Source organism: Geodermatophilus sp. SYSU D00708 (assembly GCF_054050115.1).
The window spans coordinates 1-18,453 of the sequence record NZ_JBJGYS010000036.1 but is presented as its reverse complement, the minus strand read 5'-3'; the positions used below and the strand labels follow the sequence as shown (position 1 = coordinate 18,453).

The 18,453-nt window shown below is 75.1% G+C and carries 23 protein-coding genes; 16 read left to right on the top strand and 7 right to left on the bottom strand.

From position 1 onward, the window contains the following. Positions 1-77 precede the first annotated feature (77 nt). The gene (locus ACI79D_RS21995) at positions 78-1,031 is read left to right on the top strand and encodes an HpcH/HpaI aldolase/citrate lyase family protein (RefSeq protein ID WP_456920635.1); all 954 of its coding nucleotides are present in this window, start codon (positions 78-80) and stop codon (positions 1,029-1,031) included. 51 nt (positions 1,032-1,082) lie between these two features. Here the strand turns inward: ACI79D_RS21995 and ACI79D_RS21990 are convergent, their stop codons facing one another. Both ACI79D_RS21990 and ACI79D_RS21985 read right to left on the bottom strand, forming a co-directional pair. After that, positions 1,083-1,475 (bottom strand): DUF4190 domain-containing protein, encoded by a 393-nt coding sequence (locus ACI79D_RS21990; RefSeq protein WP_456920634.1) that lies wholly within the window; start codon positions 1,473-1,475, stop codon positions 1,083-1,085. A 20-nt stretch (positions 1,476-1,495) separates the two neighbouring features. Then, on the bottom strand, positions 1,496-2,155 hold the full coding sequence (locus tag ACI79D_RS21985) for a hypothetical protein (protein ID WP_456920633.1): 660 nt from the start codon (positions 2,153-2,155) through the stop codon (positions 1,496-1,498). 124 nt (positions 2,156-2,279) lie between these two features. Here ACI79D_RS21985 and ACI79D_RS21980 point away from each other — a divergent pair, with 124 nt between their 5' ends. Continuing rightward, a complete protein-coding gene (locus ACI79D_RS21980) occupies positions 2,280-3,476 on the top strand; it encodes an acyl-CoA dehydrogenase family protein (protein WP_456920632.1) in 1,197 nt (398 codons plus the stop codon). A 49-nt stretch (positions 3,477-3,525) separates the two neighbouring features. Here ACI79D_RS21980 and ACI79D_RS21975 read toward each other — a convergent pair whose 3' ends face one another. Both ACI79D_RS21975 and ACI79D_RS21970 read right to left on the bottom strand, forming a co-directional pair. Beyond that, complete coding sequence (locus ACI79D_RS21975) at positions 3,526-4,236, bottom strand: DUF4230 domain-containing protein (protein WP_456920631.1); 711 nt, start codon at positions 4,234-4,236, stop codon at positions 3,526-3,528. Positions 4,237-4,360: 124 nt separating this feature from the next. Further along, positions 4,361-4,588, bottom strand: a complete 228-nt coding sequence (locus tag ACI79D_RS21970) for a mannosyltransferase YkcB-related protein (RefSeq protein WP_456920630.1) — start codon at positions 4,586-4,588, stop codon at positions 4,361-4,363. A gap of 122 nt (positions 4,589-4,710) precedes the next feature. On the opposite strand from ACI79D_RS21970, the gene ACI79D_RS21965 reads away from it, so the two are divergent. The 5 genes from ACI79D_RS21965 to ACI79D_RS21945 all read left to right on the top strand — a co-directional run bounded on the left by ACI79D_RS21965 (position 4,711) and on the right by ACI79D_RS21945 (position 9,254). Beyond that, positions 4,711-5,649, top strand: coding sequence for an NADP-dependent oxidoreductase (locus ACI79D_RS21965; RefSeq protein WP_456920629.1), 939 nt, complete (start codon positions 4,711-4,713; stop codon positions 5,647-5,649). Between the two features lie 83 nt (positions 5,650-5,732). Beyond that, positions 5,733-6,065 carry an EthD family reductase gene (locus ACI79D_RS21960; RefSeq protein ID WP_456920628.1) on the top strand — a complete coding sequence of 111 codons (333 nt, stop codon included), beginning with the start codon at positions 5,733-5,735 and terminating at the stop codon, positions 6,063-6,065. A 34-nt stretch (positions 6,066-6,099) separates the two neighbouring features. Continuing rightward, positions 6,100-7,650 (top strand): acetolactate synthase large subunit, encoded by a 1,551-nt coding sequence (locus ACI79D_RS21955; protein ID WP_456920627.1) that lies wholly within the window; start codon positions 6,100-6,102, stop codon positions 7,648-7,650. A 148-nt stretch (positions 7,651-7,798) separates the two neighbouring features. Beyond that, positions 7,799-8,362, top strand: a complete 564-nt coding sequence (locus tag ACI79D_RS21950; RefSeq protein WP_456920626.1) for a hypothetical protein — start codon at positions 7,799-7,801, stop codon at positions 8,360-8,362. A gap of 82 nt (positions 8,363-8,444) precedes the next feature. Then, positions 8,445-9,254: an alpha/beta hydrolase gene (locus ACI79D_RS21945; RefSeq protein WP_456920625.1), complete on the top strand. Its 810-nt coding sequence runs from the start codon at positions 8,445-8,447 to the stop codon at positions 9,252-9,254. A 7-nt stretch (positions 9,255-9,261) separates the two neighbouring features. Here the strand turns inward: ACI79D_RS21945 and ACI79D_RS21940 are convergent, their stop codons facing one another. Beyond that, positions 9,262-9,933 (bottom strand): class I SAM-dependent methyltransferase, encoded by a 672-nt coding sequence (locus tag ACI79D_RS21940; RefSeq protein ID WP_456920624.1) that lies wholly within the window; start codon positions 9,931-9,933, stop codon positions 9,262-9,264. 112 nt (positions 9,934-10,045) lie between these two features. Between ACI79D_RS21940 and ACI79D_RS21935 the strand changes: the two genes are divergently transcribed. The 3 genes from ACI79D_RS21935 to ACI79D_RS21925 all read left to right on the top strand — a co-directional run bounded on the left by ACI79D_RS21935 (position 10,046) and on the right by ACI79D_RS21925 (position 12,467). Next, complete coding sequence (locus ACI79D_RS21935) at positions 10,046-10,996, top strand: helix-turn-helix domain-containing protein (protein WP_456920623.1); 951 nt, start codon at positions 10,046-10,048, stop codon at positions 10,994-10,996. 152 nt (positions 10,997-11,148) lie between these two features. Next, positions 11,149-11,811, top strand: a complete 663-nt coding sequence (locus tag ACI79D_RS21930; RefSeq protein ID WP_456920622.1) for a DUF4142 domain-containing protein — start codon at positions 11,149-11,151, stop codon at positions 11,809-11,811. Continuing rightward, on the top strand, positions 11,808-12,467 hold the full coding sequence (locus ACI79D_RS21925; protein ID WP_456920621.1) for a class F sortase: 660 nt from the start codon (positions 11,808-11,810) through the stop codon (positions 12,465-12,467). The genes ACI79D_RS21930 and ACI79D_RS21925 overlap by 4 nt, the downstream gene beginning before the upstream one ends. A 164-nt stretch (positions 12,468-12,631) precedes the next feature. Here ACI79D_RS21925 and ACI79D_RS21920 read toward each other — a convergent pair whose 3' ends face one another. Together ACI79D_RS21920 and ACI79D_RS21915 are read right to left on the bottom strand one after the other, a co-directional pair. Next, complete coding sequence (locus tag ACI79D_RS21920) at positions 12,632-12,874, bottom strand: hypothetical protein (protein WP_456920620.1); 243 nt, start codon at positions 12,872-12,874, stop codon at positions 12,632-12,634. Between the two features lie 380 nt (positions 12,875-13,254). Beyond that, positions 13,255-13,707, bottom strand: a complete 453-nt coding sequence (locus ACI79D_RS21915; protein WP_456920619.1) for a peptidase inhibitor family I36 protein — start codon at positions 13,705-13,707, stop codon at positions 13,255-13,257. A gap of 477 nt (positions 13,708-14,184) precedes the next feature. On the opposite strand from ACI79D_RS21915, the gene ACI79D_RS21910 reads away from it, so the two are divergent. Genes ACI79D_RS21910 through ACI79D_RS21885 form a run of 6 tightly spaced genes read left to right on the top strand, consistent with a single transcriptional unit; the run spans position 14,185 to position 18,384 of the window. After that, positions 14,185-15,432: a CpaF family protein gene (locus ACI79D_RS21910; protein WP_456920618.1), complete on the top strand. Its 1,248-nt coding sequence runs from the start codon at positions 14,185-14,187 to the stop codon at positions 15,430-15,432. Then, the gene (locus ACI79D_RS21905) at positions 15,420-16,292 is read left to right on the top strand and encodes a type II secretion system F family protein (protein ID WP_456920617.1); all 873 of its coding nucleotides are present in this window, start codon (positions 15,420-15,422) and stop codon (positions 16,290-16,292) included. The genes ACI79D_RS21910 and ACI79D_RS21905 overlap by 13 nt, the downstream gene beginning before the upstream one ends. After that, positions 16,289-17,230, top strand: a complete 942-nt coding sequence (locus tag ACI79D_RS21900; protein WP_456920616.1) for a type II secretion system F family protein — start codon at positions 16,289-16,291, stop codon at positions 17,228-17,230. The genes ACI79D_RS21905 and ACI79D_RS21900 overlap by 4 nt, the downstream gene beginning before the upstream one ends. Positions 17,231-17,259: 29 nt before the next feature. Continuing rightward, positions 17,260-17,466: a hypothetical protein gene (locus ACI79D_RS21895; protein ID WP_456920615.1), complete on the top strand. Its 207-nt coding sequence runs from the start codon at positions 17,260-17,262 to the stop codon at positions 17,464-17,466. Next, on the top strand, positions 17,459-17,920 hold the full coding sequence (locus ACI79D_RS21890) for a TadE/TadG family type IV pilus assembly protein (protein WP_456920614.1): 462 nt from the start codon (positions 17,459-17,461) through the stop codon (positions 17,918-17,920). Before ACI79D_RS21895 ends, ACI79D_RS21890 begins: the two co-directional genes overlap by 8 nt. Next, entirely contained in the window at positions 17,917-18,384 is a 468-nt protein-coding gene (locus tag ACI79D_RS21885) for a hypothetical protein (RefSeq protein ID WP_456920613.1), read from the top strand. Before ACI79D_RS21890 ends, ACI79D_RS21885 begins: the two co-directional genes overlap by 4 nt. The last annotated feature ends 69 nt before the right edge of the window (positions 18,385-18,453 follow it).

Below are 18,453 nucleotides of genomic sequence, written 5' to 3'. Positions count from 1 at the left end.
GAGCTCGGGGCGGTGCCCTGGACGGGGCCGCCGCTGGCTACCCTCCGAGACCCGACCACCGAGATCGCGGAGGCACCGTGGCCGAGCTCCGATCCCGTCGTTCCAACCTCGCCGTCCCGGGCAGCAACCCCCGGTTCCTGGAGAAGGCGAAGGGTCTGCCGGCCGACCAGGTGTTCCTCGACCTGGAGGACGCCTGCGCCCCGCTGGCCAAGCCCGGCGCCCGGAAGAACATCGTCGCGGCGCTCAACGAGGGCGGCTGGGGCGGGAAGATCTGCACTGTCCGGGTCAACGACTGGACGACGGAGTGGACCTACCGCGACGTGATCGAGGTCGTGGAGGGTGCCGGAGCCGAGCTCGACTGCATCATGCTGCCCAAGGTGGTCGACGCAGCCCAGGTGCAGGCGCTGGACCTGCTGCTCACCCAGGTCGAGAAGGCCAACGGCCTGGAGGTCGGCCGGATCGGCATCGAGGCGCAGATCGAGAACGCGCAGGGGCTGATCAACGTCAACGCCATCGCGTTCGCCAGCCCGCGGATCGAGACGATCATCTTCGGCCCGGCCGACTTCATGGCCAGCATCAACATGAAGTCCCTCGTGGTCGGCGCCCTGCACCCGGACTACGCCGGCGACCCGTTCCACTACATCCTGATGCAGATCCTCATGGCCGCCCGCGCCCGCGGCGTGCAGGCCATCGACGGCCCGTTCCTGCAGATCCGCGACGTCGACGCCTTCCGCGAGGTCGCCAAGCGCTCGGCGGTGCTCGGCTTCGACGGCAAGTGGGTGCTGCACCCCGGCCAGATCGACGCGGCCAACGAGATCTACGCGCCGTCCCAGGAGGACTACGACCACGCCGAGCTGATCCTCGACGCCTACGAGTGGCACACCTCCGAGGCCGGCGGCGCGAAGGGCTCGGCGATGCTGGGCGACGAGATGATCGACGAGGCCAGCCGCAAGATGGCCCTGGTCATCGCCGGCAAGGGCCGCGCCGCCGGGATGCAGCGGACGTCGTCCTTCACGCCGCCGGACAGCTGACCGACCGGACCCGACGGCCCGCCCGGTGCGCCCGGGCGGGCCGTCGGCGTCCTAGGGCCCGAAGGAGACGCTCGACAGCGAGGCGAGCGCGACGAACCACAGCACGATGCCGAGGACGACCAGCGCGCAGAAGACGGCCCCGACGATGATCCCGGCCAGGGCCAGGCCCTCGCCCTCCTCGCCGGTCTGCCGGATCTGCCGGCGCGCCACGATGCCGAGCACCAGCCCGGCCGGGGCGAACACGAAGGCCATGACCAGCGCCAGGACGGCGAGGGTGTTGGTCGGCCGGCGGTAGAAGGCGGGCGGGTAGCCGGGCGGGAACCCGTGGCCCGGTGGGAACCCGTGTCCGGGCGGCGGGCCGTACCCCGGCGGCGGGCCGTAGGGCGGCGGGAACCCCGGCGGCGGGGGATCGCCCCGGTACAGCCCGTCGTGCTGCGTGCTCATCGGATCCTCTCCTCGCGGCCTCACCGGTCGACCGCCGCCTCGGGCAGGGCGGCCATCCGGCCGGCGACGGCCCGTGCCGCCGTCGCGCCCGCCGCAGGATCCTCCGCGATGAGCACCGACACCACCGCGCCACGCCCTTGGGCCAGGACGTCCTGCGTGCCGCCGTCCTCGAGCCGGTAGCGCGCCGCGACCACGGTGCCGGCCAGGCCGTCGACGACCGGGGGTTCGACGAGGACGCGGTCGCCGGCCGGGCAGGACTCGAAGGCGTCCCGCAACTCGGTCAGGGCCAGCTCCCCGGACGCGGCCGAGTCGTAGGCGATCGCCTCCGAGACCAGCGTCGCGTCCCCCTGCGGGTCGAGCCCGACGACCGGGTGCTTCGCCGTCCGGTGCCCCTCGGAGGTGAAGGCGACGCCGCAGATGCCCGACAGGCTGGGGTCGTCGGAGAGGTCGCCGTCGGCGACCGGGTTGGCCTGCACCGACCAGCCCGACGGCAGGTCAGCGGCCCGCAGCGCGACCGCCAGGGCCGCCTCCTCGGGGGTGGTCGCGGCCGCCGGGTCGGCCGTCGCGGCCGCCGACTGCTCGGCCTGCGCCGGCTCCGGCTCCTCCGGCGGGGCGTCGCCCGTGCCGCCGCAGCCGGCGAGCAGCAGGACGGCGGCGAGCGCGGCGACCGGGGACCTCACCCCGGCGACGCTAACCCCGGTTCCTGGGCGCCGGCCGGTGGCACCGGGGCTCCCCGGACGGCGGGGGCGAGTGCTCCATACTCACCGGTAACCACGGACACCGGAGTCCCGGAGGAGCGACGCCATGACCCGCCTGGCCCAGACCGCCGACCTGACCGACGTCCAGCAGGAGATCCTGGCGACGGTCCGCAGCTTCGTGGACAAGGAGATCATCCCCAACGCGCAGGAGCTCGAGCACGGCGACGTCTACCCGACCGAGATCGTCGAGGGCCTGAAGGAGCTGGGCGTCTTCGGGCTGACCATCCCCGAGGAGTACGGCGGCCTCGGCGAGTCGCTGCTGACCTACGCGCTCGCCGTCGAGGAGATCGCCCGCGGGTGGATGAGCGTCTCCGGCGTCATCAACACCCACTTCATCGTGGCGTACATGCTGGTCCAGCACGGCACCGAGGAGCAGAAGCAGCGCCTGCTGCCGCGCATGGCCGCCGGCGAGGTCCGCGGGGCGTTCTCCATGTCCGAGCCGGGGCTGGGCTCCGACGTCGCCGGCATCCGCACCAAGGCGGTGCGCGACGGCGACTCCTACGTCGTCGACGGCCAGAAGATGTGGCTGACCAACGGTGCCAGCTCCACGCTGGTCGCCGCGCTGGTGCGCACCGACGAGGGGGCGGAGAAGCCGCACCAGAACCTGACGACCCTCCTCGTCGAGAAGCCCGCCGGTTTCGGCGAGGTGCTCCCGGGGCTCACCATCCCCGGCAAGATCGACAAGATGGGCTACAAGGGCGTGGACACCACCGAGCTGGTGTTCGACGGCTTCCGCATCGGGGCCGAGCACGTCCTCGGCGGGACGCCGGGCCGCGGCTTCGCCCAGATGATGGACGGCGTCGAGGTGGGCCGGGTCAACGTCGCCGCCCGCGGCTGCGGCATCGCCCTGCGGGCCTTCGAGCTGGCCATCGAGTACGCCCAGCAGCGGGAGACGTTCGGCAAGCCGATCGCCCAGCACCAGGCGATCGCGTTCAAGCTCGCCGAGATGGCGACCAAGGTCGAGGCCGCCCACGCGATGATGGTGCGCGCCGCGCGGCTCAAGGACGCCGGCTCGCGCAACGACGTCGAGGCCGGCATGGCCAAGCTGCTGGCCAGCGAGTACGCCGCCGAGGTGACGAGTGAGTCGTTCCGCATCCACGGCGGCTACGGCTACTCCAAGGAGTACGAGATCGAGCGGCTGATGCGCGAGGCGCCGTTCCTGCTCATCGGCGAGGGCACCAGCGAGATCCAGAAGACGATCATCAGCCGGGGCCTGCTCAAGGAGTACGCGCTCAAGCGCTGACGCACACCGGCCCCGGCCCCCCCGTCGCGAGGGGACCGGGCCCCTCGAGTCAGCCGGCGGCGCCGGGCGCCTCCGCGAAGGTCACCTCGACCTGCTCGACGCCCAGGGACTGCGCCAGGGTGGTCAGCATGTCGCGGGTGTTGTCCTCCGCGCGGTCGAGCAGGTCGCTGGCGGCCGCCGCGCCGGCCAGCTTCTCCTCGGCCAGGGCGTAGAGCGCGGAGTCGTCCGAGGATCCGTCGCCCAGCGCGTCGCCGACCCGGTCCAGCAGCCCGCGGTCGCGGTCGAGCACCCGGCTCTGGGCCGGATCGACCCGCACCTCCGCCAGACGGGGGGCCGGCAGGTCGATGGTGGCCGAGGTCCCGTCGGGGGAGAGCTCCACGCGGCCGGCGTCCAGGCCCTCGAAGTCGACGTAGGCGTCGGCGGTGCCCGTGGCCAGGAAGCTGACCCGCTCGCCGCTGATCACCGACGGGACGTACCGGGTGTCCACCTCCCGGTCCACGACGACCTGGAAGGTGCCGGTCGCGGCGTGGTACTCGTGCAGGTCGTCGAGCGCGAGCAGCAGCGGCGTCGTGCTGCGGTCGACGACCTGCTGCTCGAGCGGGTTGCCCGGGAGCCAGTCGCGCACCTGGGCGGCGACCGGGACCAGCACCGCGACGCCGATCCCCGCGGCGACCAGTCGGCGCGGGAAGGGCCGGCGGGAGCGGGGCGTCCCCTCCGTGGCGGGGGCGGGAGCGGGGCGGTGCTGCAGCAGAGCGGGCATGCGCGGCCTCTCGCGATCGGGGGGATTGCCCCGTTCAGCGACGGCCGCCGGCGGCTCATTCCCGACACGCCGGGTGCTCGTGCGCGGCCCACCGGAGCGGGCGGCGCACGAGCACCCGCGGACCTCAGCCGGCGGGCTGGGTGAGGTCGTAGAACGTCACGCCGTCCACGGTCGTCGACTCGGAGTTCTCCGCGACCCAGGTGGCGATCTGTGCGGCGGCGTCGCTGCCGCCGTCGCTGCGCATCCCGATCCCGCCGCCGATGAACCGGTGGACGTCGCCGGAGCCGACGAGGGCCTGGAAGTCCTCCAGCGTGGGGCAGGGGTCGCTGCCGTTGGAGCCGCCGACCGGCATCACTCCCCGGCAGCTCGGCGTCACCGTCGCGCTGCGGACTGGGACGTCCCCCGGAGCCGGCTGGGGTTCTGCTGTGCGGAAGCGCCGGGAAGGCGGCCGGGCACGGGGTGTTGGGTCGGGGCATGAGAGCTGTCGGAGTGACCGAGTACGGAGGCCCGGAGGCCCTGCACGTCGTCGACGTCCCGGCCGAGCCGCTGGGGCCGGGGCAGCTGCGGCTGCGGGTGACCGCCGCGACCGTCAACCCCACGGACACCTACGTCCGCAACGGCGTCTACGCCGACCGGGACCCGGTCAAGGAGATGCCGAAGGTGCCCGGGATGGACGCTGCCGGCGTGCTCGCCGAGATCGGCCCCGGCGTGCAGACCGACCTGCAGGTCGGCGACCGGGTGATGGCGGTCGTGCTGCCCTCCGGTGCGCACGGCGGCTACCGCGAGGACCTCGTCGTCCCGGTCGGCTCGGTGGCCCGCTCGCCGAAGGACAGCTCCGACGCCGAGGCCGCGACCCTGCCGATGAACGGGCTCACCGCGCGGCTGGCGCTGGACCGCATGGCGCTGCAGCCCGGCCAGGTGCTCGCCGTCACCGGGGCCGCGGGCGCGTTCGGCGGGTACGTGGTCCAGCTGGCCAAGAACGAGGGGCTGACCGTGGTCGCCGACGCCTCCGAGGCCGACGAGCAGCTGGTCCGTGACCTCGGCGCCGACGTCGTCGTCCGGCGCGGGGACGACGTCGCCGAGCGGATCCGCGAGCGCTACCCCGACGGCGTCGACGGCCTGGCCGACGGCGCGGTGCAGGACGAGCTGGTGCTGCCGGCGGTGCGGGACGGCGGCACGGTGGCCACCGTCCGCGGTTACCGGGGCGACGGGCAGCGCGGGCTGCGCGTGCACCCGGTGATGGTCCGCCAGTACGCCGAGGAGGCGGGGGAGCTCGACGGGCTGCGCGAGCTGGCCGAGCAGGGTGTCGTGTCGCTGCGCGTGGCGCGCACCCTCCCCGCCGAGCAGGGCGCCGAGGCGCACCGGCTGCTCGAGGGCGGCGGCATCCGCGGCCGCCTGGTCATCACGTTCTAGCGGTCGCGGGAGTGGCGCCCGACCTGCCAGGGTGGGGGCCACTCCCGGGCAGCGGGGCCCGGGCCGGATCGGAGGGTGCGCACATGGTGCACAGGCTCGTGGTCAGCTACGGACAGCCCGAGGACCCGGGGGCGTTCGACGAGTACTACCGCGACACGCACGTCCCGCTGGCCATGGAGATGCCCGGCGTGAACCGGTTCGTCGTCGGGCACCCCCAGTCGATGGACGGCTCACAGCCGACCGCCTACTTCGTCGCCGAACTGGAGTTCGACTCCGAGGAGGCGATGGGCCGGGCGCTGTCCTCGCCGGAGGGTCAGGCGGCGGCGGCCGACGTCGGGAACTTCGCCACCGGCGGGGTCACCTTCGCCCACTTCGACGTCCGCGAGGTCAAGGCCGGCATGCCCTACGTGCCGTGACGGCGGTGCAGCGGGGCGCCGCGGGGGAGACCCGGTGAACGGCGCACAGGCGCTCATCCGCACGCTCGTGGGGGCCGGCGTCGACGTCTGCTTCGCCAACCCCGGCACCTCGGAGATGCACTTCGTCGCGGCGCTGGACGACGTGCCCGGGATGCGCGGCGTGCTGACCCTGTTCGAGGGGGTGGCCACCGGCGCGGCCGACGGCTACGCGCGGATGGCCGGCCGCCCGGCGGCGACCCTGCTGCACCTGGGCCCGGGCCTGGGCAACGGCCTGGCCAACCTGCACAACGCGCGGCGCGGCGGAGCCCCCGTGGTCAACGTGGTCGGCGACCACGCCCGCTCGCACAAGCGGTTGGACGCGCCGCTGGAGTCCGACGTCGACGCGCTGGCCGGGGCGGTGTCGGGCTGGGTGCGCCGCTCGCTGTCCCCGGCCGACGTCGCCGCCGACGCCGCCGAGGCTGTTGCCGCGGCGGCCCGCGGGACGGTCGCCACGCTCGTCCTGCCCGCGGACGTCTCCTGGTCCGACGGCGCCGCGCCGGCCGACCCGCGCCCGGTGCGGCCGGCCCCGCAGGTGCCCTCCTCCGTGGTCGCGGACGTGGCCGCCGCGCTGGGCTCGGGGCGGCCGGCGGTGCTCTTCCTCGGCGGGGACGTCGTGGCCAGCGAGGAGGCGCTGCTGGCCGCGGGGCGGGTCGCCGCCGCCACCGGCGCGCGGCTGGTGAGCGAGACCTTCTCCACCCGGATGGTGCGCGGCGCGGGCCTGCCCGACGTGACCAAGCTGCCCTACCCGCCGGAGATGGCGATGGCCGCGCTGGCCGGCACCGCGCACCTGGTCCTGGCCGGCGCGCCCACCCCGGTGCACTTCTTCGGCTACCCCGGGGTCCCGGGCACGCCGGTGCCGCACGACTGCGCGGTGCACGTGCTGTCCGCCCCCGGCGAGGACGGCGCAACCGCGCTGCAGGCCCTCGCCGAGCTCGTCGCGCCCGAGGCGCAGCCGGTGCTCCTCGAGGCGGCCCGCCCCGAGATCCCGGCCGGGGAGCTCACCCCGCGGTCGATGGCCGCGGTGGTCGGGGCACTGCTGCCCGAGGGCGCGGTCGTCGTCGACGAGGCGCTGACCTCCGGCGTCGGCCTCGCCGAGCTCACCTCCGGGGCGCCGCGGCACGACTGGCTGTCGCTCACCGGCGGCGCCATCGGCGACGGGCTGCCCATGGCGGTCGGCGCGGCGGTGGCCTGTCCCGACCGGCCGGTGCTCGCGCTGCAGGCCGACGGCAGCGCCATGTACACGATCCAGGCGCTGTGGACCATGGCCCGCGAGCAGCTCGACGTCACCGTGCTCGTCTGCGACAACGGCTCCTACGCGATCCTCGAGCACGAGCTGTCCCGGGTCGGCGCGCGGGGCGACGGCGAGCGCGCCGGGCAGCTGCTGCACCTCGGCGGCCCGGGGCTGGACTTCGTCGCCCTGGCCTCCGGCATGGGCGTGCCGGCCACCCGGGCCCGGACGGCGGAGGAGCTGGCCGACCAGCTGCAGAAGGCGCTGGCCGAGCCCGGCCCGCACCTGGTCGACGCGGTCCTGCCGGGCCGTCGCTGAGCCGCGGCGTCGCCGCGTAGCGCCCGTCGCACGCCCGGGAACGGAACGCGGCGGCACCGCACAGGACGGTCCTCGGACCGGCGCGGGCCGCCGCGGCACTCCCTACGCTCCGCCGCGAAGGAGCCGACTCGGCGAGGAGGTGGTCGCGGTGCGACGAGTCCTGGTGGGAACGGCGGTGACGGTGCTGGCGCTGTCCGGGGGCGGTACCTCGGCGGCGAACGCCCAGCCACCCGACGACGACGGGTGGGTCCCCGTCCCGGAGGAGTTCTACGACCCGGTCGACGTGGAGGCCTGCGGATCGGTGGTCACGATCGCCGGCGGCGACGTCCGGGAGGCGGAGCAGCGCCAGCAGGCCCTGGACGACGGCGGCACGTTCGTCGAGTTCCGCGGCGCGCGGACGGTCGACCTCACCCGGCAGTCCGACGGCGCCACCGTCGACGAGCTGGACACCTCGGGTCCCAGCTGGGACCTCGTCTCGTCGGACAGCACCGAGGTGGTGTTCGAGGTCGACGGACCCACGGTGCTCTACGCCGGCAACGACGTCGAGCGGGCGGCGGCCGACGAAGCCGGCCTGCCGTACCTCATGTACGTCCAGGAGGGCACGATCCTGCTGCGCCTGACGATCGACCCCGCGACCGGGGAGTCGACCGCCGTGGACGGCCTGCGGCTGGACGCCGACGTCATCGACCTCTGCGACAGCTTCGTCGCCTGACCCCGGCGGGAACGCCGGCGGGACGGATCGGGGGCCTCCGCCAACGGGTCCCGCCGGCGTCGTCCTGACCGGGAGGAGCGGTGTGCGTGCCCTGCTGCGGGCCGCGGTGGTCGTCGTCGCGGTGCTCGCCGTGCTGACCGGCCTGCTGTGGGGGCTGCAGCGCCGGCTGGTCTACCTGCCGTCGGACGGCCCGCTCCCACCCGCCGCGGCGGTGCTGCCCGGCGCCCGCGACGTGGTCCTGAGGACCTCGGACGGGCTGGAGCTGGACGCCTGGTTCGTGCCCGGCGCCGGTCCGGCCGCACCCGCGGTGCTGGTCGCCAACGGCAACGGCGGGCACCGCGGCCTGCGCGCCCCGCTGGCCCGGGCGCTGTCCGACCGCGGGCTCGCCGTGCTGCTGTTCGACTACCGCGGGTACGGCGGGAACCCCGGCAGCCCCAGCGAGGAGGGCCTGGCCCGGGACGTCCGCGCCGCGCGGGCGCACCTGGTCGAGGAGGCCGGGGTGCCGCCGGGCCGGCTGCTCTACCTCGGTGAGAGCCTGGGCGCCGCGGTGGTGACCGAGCTGGCCACCGAGCACCCGCCGGCCGGCCTGGTGCTGCGCTCGCCGTTCGTCGACCTCGCCGCCGTCGGCAGCGTCCACTACCCGTTCCTGCCGGTGCGGGCGTTGTTGCGGGACCGCTACCCGGTGGCCGAGCGGATCGCCACGGTGCGGGTGCCGACGACGGTCGTGCTGGGGGACGCCGACTCGATCGTGCCGCCGGAGCAGAGCCGCGCGGTCGCCGCGGCCGCCGCCGGGCTGCACCGGCTGGTGGAGGTGCCCGCCGCCGACCACAACGACCCGGTGCTGCTCGACGGCGACGCCCTGGTCGACGCCGTCGTCGAGCTGGCCGGCTGACCCGCGCTCAGGTCGTGGCGCGGTAGCTGGTGTAGCGGCCGATCCGGCGGTGCTCACCCGATCCGGTCGCGACGACGTCGACGAACCCGGCCCGCCGGAGCAGGTCCGGGATGCCCTCGACGGCGTGCGGCCCCGAGTGCTCGTGCCGGTGCCCGCGGGGGCGGAGCCGGCCGTGGGCGGGGTTCTCCCCGCCGCCGACGTCCACCAGGTGCAGCGCGCCGCCGGGCCGCAGCACCCGGACCGCCTCGCGCAGCGCGGGGTCGCGCTGGTCGTCGGGCAGGTGGTGGAGCATGAACGAGGAGAGGACGACGTCCACGCTGTCGTCGGGGTAGGGCAGCGCGTCGGCGTAGCCGCGGTCCAACTGGACGGCGACCCCGCGGCGGCGGGCCTTGCGGCGGGCGCGGGCCAGCGCGGCGAGGTCGGGGTCGAGGCCGACGGCGACCGCCGCGGGCTCGGCCTGCTTGGCCGCGAGCAGCAGGTTGCCGGTGCCGCAGCCGATCTCCAGCACCCGCTGCCCGGGCCGCAGGCCGACCTGGTCGACCAGCCGGCGGTGGATCCGGTCCACGCCGAACAGCCGGGTCATCGGGTCGTACAGGGGGAGCAGCCACTCCCGGGCCATCCCGGGGAGGAAGTCGCGCTCCTCGCCGGTCACCGTCGTCCGCGTGGTGACCTCGCCCATGTCGGTGCCTCCTCAGGCGTTCGGCCCGCCGCTCGACGGGACCATCTTCGGGGTCTGTCCCACTACGATCAGCCGCCTGGGGAGCGGCGACAAGGGTGGGAGATCGGGCGGTATGGGACGTTCTTCCGACGATCGCGAGCCGGTCGGGCGGGTGCTGCGCGGGCGGCGGGTCGACGGCGCGCCGGTCTACTCCTACGCGCGCGAGGCCGGCGCCCCGCCGGTGACCGTCTCCCGGTTCGACGGCGACCACGCGCACGCCGGCGCCCCGCCCGGCCGCCCGCACGCGCACGACTTCCTCGTGCTCAGCTACGTCGAGCGGGGCGCCGGCCGGCTGCGGGTGGACGCCCGGGACTGGCCGGTGTCGGCCGGCGACCTGCTGGTGGTGGCCCCTGGTGAGGTGGTCGCGCCCGACCTCACCGGCGACCTCGCCGACGTGCTGCTGTGGTCGGTCTTCTTCCCGCCCGACGCCGTCGAGCGGCGCAGCCCCGGCAGCTTCGGCTCCTGGCGGGCGCACCCGCTGCTGTTCCCCTTCGTCGGCGGGCGGGCCGGCGGCGTGCAGCGGCTGGGCGTGCCGGAGACCGAGCGGGCGGCGTGGTCGCGCCGGCTGGCCGACCTCGAGCGGGAACTGCGCGAGCGGCGGGAGGGGTACGCCGAGGCGGCGCTGGCCTGCCTGACCCTGCTGCTGGTCGACCTCGCCCGGCTGGCCGCCGACGTCCCCGGCCACCTGCGGCTGCGGGACGAGCCGCTGCTGGCCGCCGTGTTCGACGTGGTGGAGCAGCGCTACGCCGAGCCGATCTCGCTGCGCGAGGTCGCCGACGCCGTCGGGTTGTCGCCGGGTCACCTGACCACCGTCGTCGGCCGGCGCACCGGCCGGACCGTGCAGCAGTGGATCACCGAGCGCCGGCTCGCCGAGGCCCGCCGGCTGCTCACCGAGACCGACCTGACCGTGCAGGCGGTGGCCGGGCGGGTCGGGTACGCCGACGCCGGCTACCTCATCCGGCGCTTCCGCACGGCGCACGGCGTCCCGCCGCAGGAGTGGCGCCGGGCCGCCCGCGGGCGCTGACGCGCCGGGGTTCGACCGGTGCATTTCGAGACGATCGACTCCCGTTGAGTGGCGTGAGACACAGTTGTGCGGGGTACGTCGCCGACGTCCTCCGCGGCGGTGGGCAGGAGGCGCCCCGGCCGTGACCCGTTCGACGCATCGGAGTCCCCGACATGCGCAGATCGTCCCGTCTCGTCCTCCTCCCACTGGCGGTGCTCGGCACCGTCGTCCTGGCCGCCGGTCCGGCGCTGGCCGCGCCGTCGGACCAGGACGTCACCTGGATGCAGGCCGCCCACCAGAGCAACCTCGCCGAGATCGCCGCCGGCAACGCCGCGCAGCAGGCGGCCACCACCCCGGAGGTGCGCGACCTCGGCGCGATGTTCGTGCAGATGCACACCCAGCTCGACCAGCAGCTCACCCAGGCCGCGCAGCAGCTCGGCGTCGAGCTGCCCGGCGAGCCGACCGCCGAGCAGCAGCAACAGCTGGCCGCGGTGCAGCAGAACTCGGGCCAGGAGTTCGACACCGCCTGGATCGCCCAGCAGATCGGCTCGCACTCGACGACGCTGGCCGCCACGCAGCGCGAGATCCAGAACGGGTCGGACCAGACGGTGCTGCAGCTGGCCCAGGCGGCCACCCCGGTGGTCCAGCAGCACCTGTCGCAGCTCCGCGACGCGGCGCAGAAGTACGGCGTCCCGACGTCGGTGCCCGGCGGCACCGGCGGACAGGCGGCCGGCGACGGGCTCGGCACCACCGGGTGGGTGCTGACCGGCGTGGGCGCGCTGGCGCTGGCGGCCGGGACCGTGGGGCTGGTGCGCCGGCGGGCGACCGCCGCGTGAGAGGTCCGCGCGTCCGGCACCTGGTGCTGGTCGTCGCGGGCGTGGTGCTCGTCGGCTCGGGGCTCGCGCTGACCCGTGTGCCGCCCCGGGCCGACGCGCCCGACATCGGGCCGCCGGTGGCCGCGGCGGCCTCGGCGTCCGTCGCGCCGTCGCCGTTGGTTCCGTCGCCGTCGACCCCGGCACCGACCACCCCGCCGCCGGTCTCCCCGGCACCGGTGGCGCTCACCCTCCCGCCGGTCACGACCCCGGACCCGGTGCCGCTGGTGCCGGTCGGGGTGCTGGCCTCCGGCGCGCTGCAGCTGCCGGAGCGGCCGACGGTGCTCGGCTGGTACGCCGGGGGAGCGGTGCCCGGTGACCCCGCCGGGACTGCGGTCGTCGCCGGGCACGTGGACTCGGCGCGCTACGGCGCGGGCCCGCTGGAGGGGCTGCTGTCCCTGCGCCAGGGGGACGTCGTCGAGGTGACCGACGCCGGCGGGGCCGTGCACCGGTACGCGGTGGCCTCGCGGACGTCGATCGCGAAGTCGGCGCTGCCGCCGGAGCTGTTCCGCACCGACGGCCCGCCGCAGCTGGCGCTGGTGACCTGCGGCGGCGCCTTCGACGAGCGGACCGGGAGCTACGCCGACAACGTGGTGGTGGTCGCCGTCCCCGTGGCGTGAGCCGGTGGCCCGGAGCGGGAGCGCCGGCCTGGGGCGTGAGCAGGCCCTCGACGTGCGAGTGCTCGTGCTCTGCGTGCTGGTCGCACGCAGGGCACGAGCACCCGGGGAGGACTCGTCAGCCAGGGACTACGCCGCCGGCGTGCCCATGGCCGGGAGGCTCATCATTAGTAGCACTCCTCGTAGTAGACCCAGTTCCCCCAGTCGTCCCAGACGTACACCCAGTCGCAGTAGTAGTCGTCCGGCTGCGTGGTGGGGGTCTCGGTCGTCGTGACCTGGGACGCCGGCGCCTCGACGGCGGCGCTCTGGGCGGGCGTGGCGGCCATCGCGGTGGCACCCGGCAGCAGCACGCCGCCGATGCCGAGGGTGGTCGCGGCAGCGGCCAGGATCAGGGGACGCTTGAGGGCCATGGGTTCTCCAGGTGTGCCGGGGCAGGGCGCGATCGGCCCTGCTCGTGGTGGGGGATGGGTCCAGCACCCCGGACGCCGTGGACCGGTGGCCGTGGGCCGGTGGTCGTGGGGTGCCCGGGTGGGAGAGCCTCCGCGGTGGTGAGGAGTGCCGCTCCCGTTCCTGCACCTCAAGGATCGGGGGAACGGCCGAGCGGCTGAATGGAGCTGACCCCCGTCCGCGGGGAGGTGGCCCCCGACCGGAGCGGTTGCTGTCCCCCGGGGGGTCACCCCGGCGGATCGACCGCGCGACCCCGCCGCAGTCCTCGCCCGGGCGACGACGCGCTGCGGCCACCGGACGACCGTGGTCGTCCGGTGGCCGCAGTTACGAGCGGGAGGTGGGGTCAGCAGGGCGTGGTGGAGTACGTGGCCGAGGAGGCGCGGTCCCAGTCGAACGAGCTGAAGTTGCCGCGGTCGCCGGGGGAGATGCACAGCAGCTCGTCGCCGGTGTAGCCGTACCCGTCGTACACGCGCCAGGTGTAGCTGTCGTTGTTCCAGTAGGAGCGCGTGTTGTTGTCCGCGGGCCGGCCGGGGTTGGTGGAGAACCCGTCGTCGCTGAAGTCGGCGTCGTCCAGGTACAGGTCGAACATGTCGCCGCCGTAGTTCTGCATGTAGTACAGGCAGAACTCGCCGGCGTCACACCAGCCGTCCTTCTCGTACATGGTCGGGGCCACCGAGGTGGCGGTGGTGCTCGCATCCGTCGTGGCAGCCATCGCGGTGGCGCCCGGCAGAAGCACGCCGCCGATGCCGAGGGTGGTCGCGGCGGCGGCGAGGACGAGGTTGCGCTTGAGGGCCATGGGGTTCTCCTGGGGGTGCGGGGCAGGGCGGAGCAGCCGTGCTGGGGGGTGGGGGAGGTGTCGAGCGATCCCGGACCGGTGGCTCAGCTCTTTCACGGACCGCTCGGTGGAAGGGCCTTCCGCGGTGGATCGGAGTGCCGTTCCGTGTGGTGCGAGACCAGAATCGGGTCCACGGCGGCGCTGCTGAATGGAGCTGACCCCCGTCGGCGAGAGGTCTTCCCCCGACCTGATCGGACGCTGGCCCCGGGAGGAGACCCCACCCGTGGGGCTCGGGTGGACCACCGCCGGGCCCCGGTGTGCGCTCCGTCACGCCCGTCCCTCCTGGGCGTGACGGCGGCCGGCCGGGGGTGACACCCGAGCGGGTGGGACTGCCGCGGCGTCGTCCACAGACCGTCCGTTCCGCGCCCCGCGGACGGGGGCGTTCTCCTACAGTCCGTCGTCCTGAGATCCGGAACCGAACAGGCCACGGGGGTGGGCGTGCCGACTGCGACCAGTGCGCTGGAGGTCGTCGACGGCGAGGTGCGGGAGCTGATCCGCCGTCGCGGGCTCGACCCGTTCGTCGACCCGGCGCCGGTGCGGGTGCTGGTGCGCGACGTCGTCGCGGACTACTCCGAGCGGTCGCTGACCTCGGCGCTGCCGCCGATCGTCGACCCGGAGTCGGTGGTCCGCGACGTGCTGGACCGGGTGGCCGGCTTCGGTCCGCTGCAGCGCTACCTCGACGACCCGGAGGTCGAGGAGATCTGGGTCAACGAGCCCGGGCGGGTGTTCGTGGCCCGGCGCGGCCGCAGCGAGCTGACCACGACGATCCTGGCCGCTGGGGAGCTGGCCGACCTGGTGGAGCGGATGCTGCGCACCTCGGGACGGCGGATCGACATGTCGACCCCGTTCGTCGACGCGACGATGCCCGACGGGTCGCGGCTGCACGTGGTCATCCCGGACATCACCCGCCGGCACATGGCGGTCAACATCCGCAAGTTCGTGCTCCAGGCGCACTCGCTCGACGAGCTGGTCGGCCTGGGCACGCTGACCGTGCAGGCGGCGCGGTTCCTCGAGGCCGCGGTCGCCGCCGGACTGAACGTCCTGGTCGCCGGGGGCACGCAGGCCGGGAAGACGACGCTGCTCAACTGCCTGTGCGCGGCGATCCCCGCGCGGGAGCGGGTGATCACCTGCGAGGAGGTCTTCGAGCTGCGCCTGCCGCTGCCCGACGTCGTGGCGATGCAGACCCGCCAGCCGAACCTCGAGGGAGCGGGGGAGATCCCGCTGCGCCGGCTGGTGAAGGAGGCGCTGCGGATGCGGCCCTCCCGCATCGTCGTCGGCGAGGTCCGGCAGGAGGAGTGCCTCGACCTGCTCATCGCCCTCAACTCGGGCCTGCCCGGCATGTGCACCCTCCACGCCAACAGCGCCCGCGAGGCCGTCGTGAAGATGTGCACGCTGCCGCTGCTCGCCGGCGAGAACATCGGGCACGCCTTCGTCGTCCCGACCGTGGCCGCCAGCGTCGACCTGGTCGTGCACGTGGGCACCGACCCCGACGGGCGACGGCGGGTGCGCGAGATCGTGGCGGTGCCCGGCCGCGCCGAGGACGGCGTCATCGAGCTGGCCGACGTCTTCACCACGCGCGACGGGCGGCTGGTGCGGGCCGACGGCTACCCGCCGCACGCCGAGCGGTTCGCCGCGCGCGGCATCGACCTCCCGGCGCTGCTGGACGGCGCCCGGTGGGCCTCGTGACCCTGACCGGCGCGCTGCTGGGTCTGCTGCTCGGGGTCGGTCTGCTGCTCGTGTGGCGCAGCGGCGCGCGGGCACCGCGGCGGAGCACCCGGGCGCGAGGGGTCTCCCGCACGCAGCAGCGGCTGGCCGCGGCCGGGTTGACCGGCATCAACGCCGCCCAGCTCGTCGCGCTGCAGGTCGGGCTGGGACTGCTGGTGTTCGTGGTCGTGCTGCTGACCACCGGCACGGTGACGGTCAGCCTGGTCTTCGGCGCGTTCGGGTTCGCGCTGCCCGCCGTCCAGGTGCGGCGGCTGGCGGTCAAGCGGCGCGCGGACCTGCGCGAGGTCTGGCCCGAGGTCGTGGACAACCTGGCCTCCGCCGTCCGCGCCGGGCTGTCGCTGCCCGAGGCACTGGCCGCGCTGGCGACCCGCGGACCGGAGGTGCTCCGCCCGCCGTTCGCACGGTTCGCCACCGACTACCGCTCCAGCGGCCGCTTCGGCGCCTGCCTGGAGCGGCTCAAGGACGACCTCGCCGACCCGGTCGGCGACCGGATCGTCGAGACGCTGCGGGTGGCCCGCGAGGTCGGCGGCAGCGACCTCGGCCGGGTGCTGCGGACCCTCGCCACGTTCCTCCGCGAGGACGCCCGCGCCCGCGCCGAGCTGGAGACCCGGCAGGGCTGGGTGGTGCAGGCGGCGCGGCTGGCGGTCGCCGCGCCGTGGGTGGTGCTGCTGCTCCTCGCCACCCAGTCGACGACGCTGGACGCCTACGACTCCCCGGTCGGCACCGCGCTGCTGCTCGGGGGCGCCGCGGTCTGCCTGGCCGCGTACCGGCTCATGCTGCGGATCGGCCGGCTGCCCCAGGACCTGCGGGTGCTCCAGTGAGCGGACCGCTCGCCGGGATGCTGCTCGGGCTGGCCGCGGCGGCCGGCGTGCTCCTCGTGGTGACCTTCGCGCCGCCGTTCCGGTCGGTCCGGCTGGTCGACCGGCTGGCGCCCTACGTGCACGACACCCCGCCGCCGTCCCGGCTGCTGGGCACGGCGACCGAGGCCGGCCTGCTCACCGCCGCGCGGCGGGTCTTCGGGCCGGTGGTCGCCGACGGCGCCCGGCTCGTGGACCGGGTGGTCGGCGGCCGGACGGCGGTGCGCCGGCGGCTGGACGCCCTCGGCGGCGACGTCACGGTCGAGGACTTCCGCATCGAGCAGGTGGTGTGGGGCGGTCTCGGGCTGCTGGGGTCGGCGCTGCTCGCGGCGGTCGGCTCGCTGCTGGCCGGCAGCGTCAACGTGCTCTCGGTGGCGTTGCTGTGCCTGGCCGGCGGGGTCGGCGGGGTGCTCGGCCGTGACTGGTGGCTCACCCAGCAGGTGCGCCGCCGGGAGGAGCTGCTGCTGGCCGAGTTCCCGGTCGTCGCCGAGCTGCTGGCGCTGGCCGTGACGGCGGGAGAGAGCCCCACGGCGGCGATCGCGCGGGTCACCCGGCTCTCCGGCGGTGAGCTCGCCCGCGAGCTGGGGTCGGCGCTCGGCCGGGCCCGTGCCGGGGTGCCCCTGGTCGACGCGCTGCAGCAGGTGGCCGACCGCACGTCGCTCGATGCCCTGGCGCGGTTCATCGACGGCCTGCTGGTCGCGATCGAGCGCGGCACGCCGCTGGCCGAGGTGCTCCGCGCGCAGGCGGCCGACGTCCGCGAGGCCGGCAAGCGCCGGCTGCTGGAGGCCGGCGGCCGGAAGGAGATCGCGATGATGGTCCCGGTCGTCTTCCTGGTGCTGCCGGTCACCGTTCTCTTCGCCCTGTTCCCGGGGCTGATCAGCATCGTCTCGCTGGCGCGATGAGCCCGCGGACACGACAGGAAGGACGAACGATGCCGGGTCTCACGGGGGTCCTCGCGGCGCTGGCCGCACTGGCCGACCGGTTGCGAGGGGACGATCCCGAGCGGGGCGACGTGCCGGGCTGGGTGATGATCACCGTGATGACGGCGGCCCTGGTGCTGGCCATCCTCATCCCGTTCCGCGAGGCGATCGTCGCGGCGGTGACCAACGCGCTGGACTCCGTCACGAGCGGTGGCTGAGCAAGGACCCCGTCCTCCCCGTTCCGCACTCCGCTCGGGGCGGGGTCGTCCCCTCACCTCACCGGACGACCGGGAACGCGGCGGCGCGGTCGTCGAGTTCGTCTTCGTCTCGGTGCTGGTCGTGGTGCTGCTCCTCGCGGTGCTGCAGGTCGCGGTCTACGTGCACACCCGCAACGTGGTGACCGCCAGCGCGCAGGAGGGGGCCCGGTTCGCGGCCAACGCCGACGTGCCGTCGTCGTCCGGTGCGGACCGGACGGTGGCGATCGTGGCGCGGGCGACGTCGGAGCAGACCGCCGAGGGGCTGGTCTGCAGCTCGGGCCAGGAGGCCGACCCGAGCGGGCTGACGCTGGTCGTCGTCCGGTGCTCGGGTGCGGTGCCGACGCTGTTGGCCGGGCTGGGCAACCTGCTGCCGGTCGAGGTCACTGGCCGGGCGGTCAAGGAGATCGCGGCGTGAGGTGGCTGCGGGCCCGGCTGGGGCAGCTCGAGGGGGAGCGGGGTTCGGCGCTGGTCGAGTTCGTGTTCATCGCGATCGTGGTCTTCGTGCCGCTGGTCTACATCGTCGCGGGGTTCTCGGCGGTGCAGCGCGGGGTGTTCGCCTCCACCGCGGCGGCGCGGGAGGCCGGCCGGGCGATCGGTACCGCGCCCGACCCGGTCAGCGGTGCGGCCCGGGCGGAGGCGGCCGCGCGGCTGGCGGTGGCCGACCAGTCGATCGACGCCACCGACGTCCGGGTGGCCTACGCGCCGGCCGGTGCCGGCTGCGAGGCGGCGGGCCGGTGGACGCCGACGCTGGCGCCGGGGGAGGAGTTCTCCGTGTGCGTGACGGTGACCGTGCGGATCCCGCTGCTGCCGGAGTTCGTCGACGCCAACACCGCGACGGGCCAGTTCCTCGTCGAGCGCGACCGCTACGTCGACGGCTGAGTCGAGGCGACCGCGCGGACCCCGTTGCGGGCCGTTCTCTCGTATTGCCGGTCCGACAGGACCGGCAAT

Excerpts from the sequence above, each read along its gene's own strand:
- ACI79D_RS21990 (WP_456920634.1), bottom strand. The coding sequence starts at position 1,475 with ATGAGCACGCAGCACGACGGGCTGTACCGGGGCGATCCCCCGCCGCCG.
- ACI79D_RS21980 (WP_456920632.1), top strand. The coding sequence starts at position 2,280 with ATGACCCGCCTGGCCCAGACCGCCGACCTGACCGACGTCCAGCAGGAG.
- ACI79D_RS21975 (WP_456920631.1), bottom strand. The coding sequence starts at position 4,236 with ATGCCCGCTCTGCTGCAGCACCGCCCCGCTCCCGCCCCCGCCACGGAG.
- ACI79D_RS21970 (WP_456920630.1), bottom strand. The coding sequence starts at position 4,588 with ATGCCGGTCGGCGGCTCCAACGGCAGCGACCCCTGCCCCACGCTGGAG.
- ACI79D_RS21965 (WP_456920629.1), top strand. The coding sequence starts at position 4,711 with ATGAGAGCTGTCGGAGTGACCGAGTACGGAGGCCCGGAGGCCCTGCAC.
- ACI79D_RS21960 (WP_456920628.1), top strand. The coding sequence starts at position 5,733 with ATGGTGCACAGGCTCGTGGTCAGCTACGGACAGCCCGAGGACCCGGGG.
- ACI79D_RS21940 (WP_456920624.1), bottom strand. The coding sequence starts at position 9,933 with ATGGGCGAGGTCACCACGCGGACGACGGTGACCGGCGAGGAGCGCGAC.
- ACI79D_RS21935 (WP_456920623.1), top strand. The coding sequence starts at position 10,046 with ATGGGACGTTCTTCCGACGATCGCGAGCCGGTCGGGCGGGTGCTGCGC.
- ACI79D_RS21930 (WP_456920622.1), top strand. The coding sequence starts at position 11,149 with ATGCGCAGATCGTCCCGTCTCGTCCTCCTCCCACTGGCGGTGCTCGGC.
- ACI79D_RS21920 (WP_456920620.1), bottom strand. The coding sequence starts at position 12,874 with ATGGCCCTCAAGCGTCCCCTGATCCTGGCCGCTGCCGCGACCACCCTC.
- ACI79D_RS21915 (WP_456920619.1), bottom strand. The coding sequence starts at position 13,707 with ATGGCCCTCAAGCGCAACCTCGTCCTCGCCGCCGCCGCGACCACCCTC.
- ACI79D_RS21895 (WP_456920615.1), top strand. The coding sequence starts at position 17,260 with ATGCCGGGTCTCACGGGGGTCCTCGCGGCGCTGGCCGCACTGGCCGAC.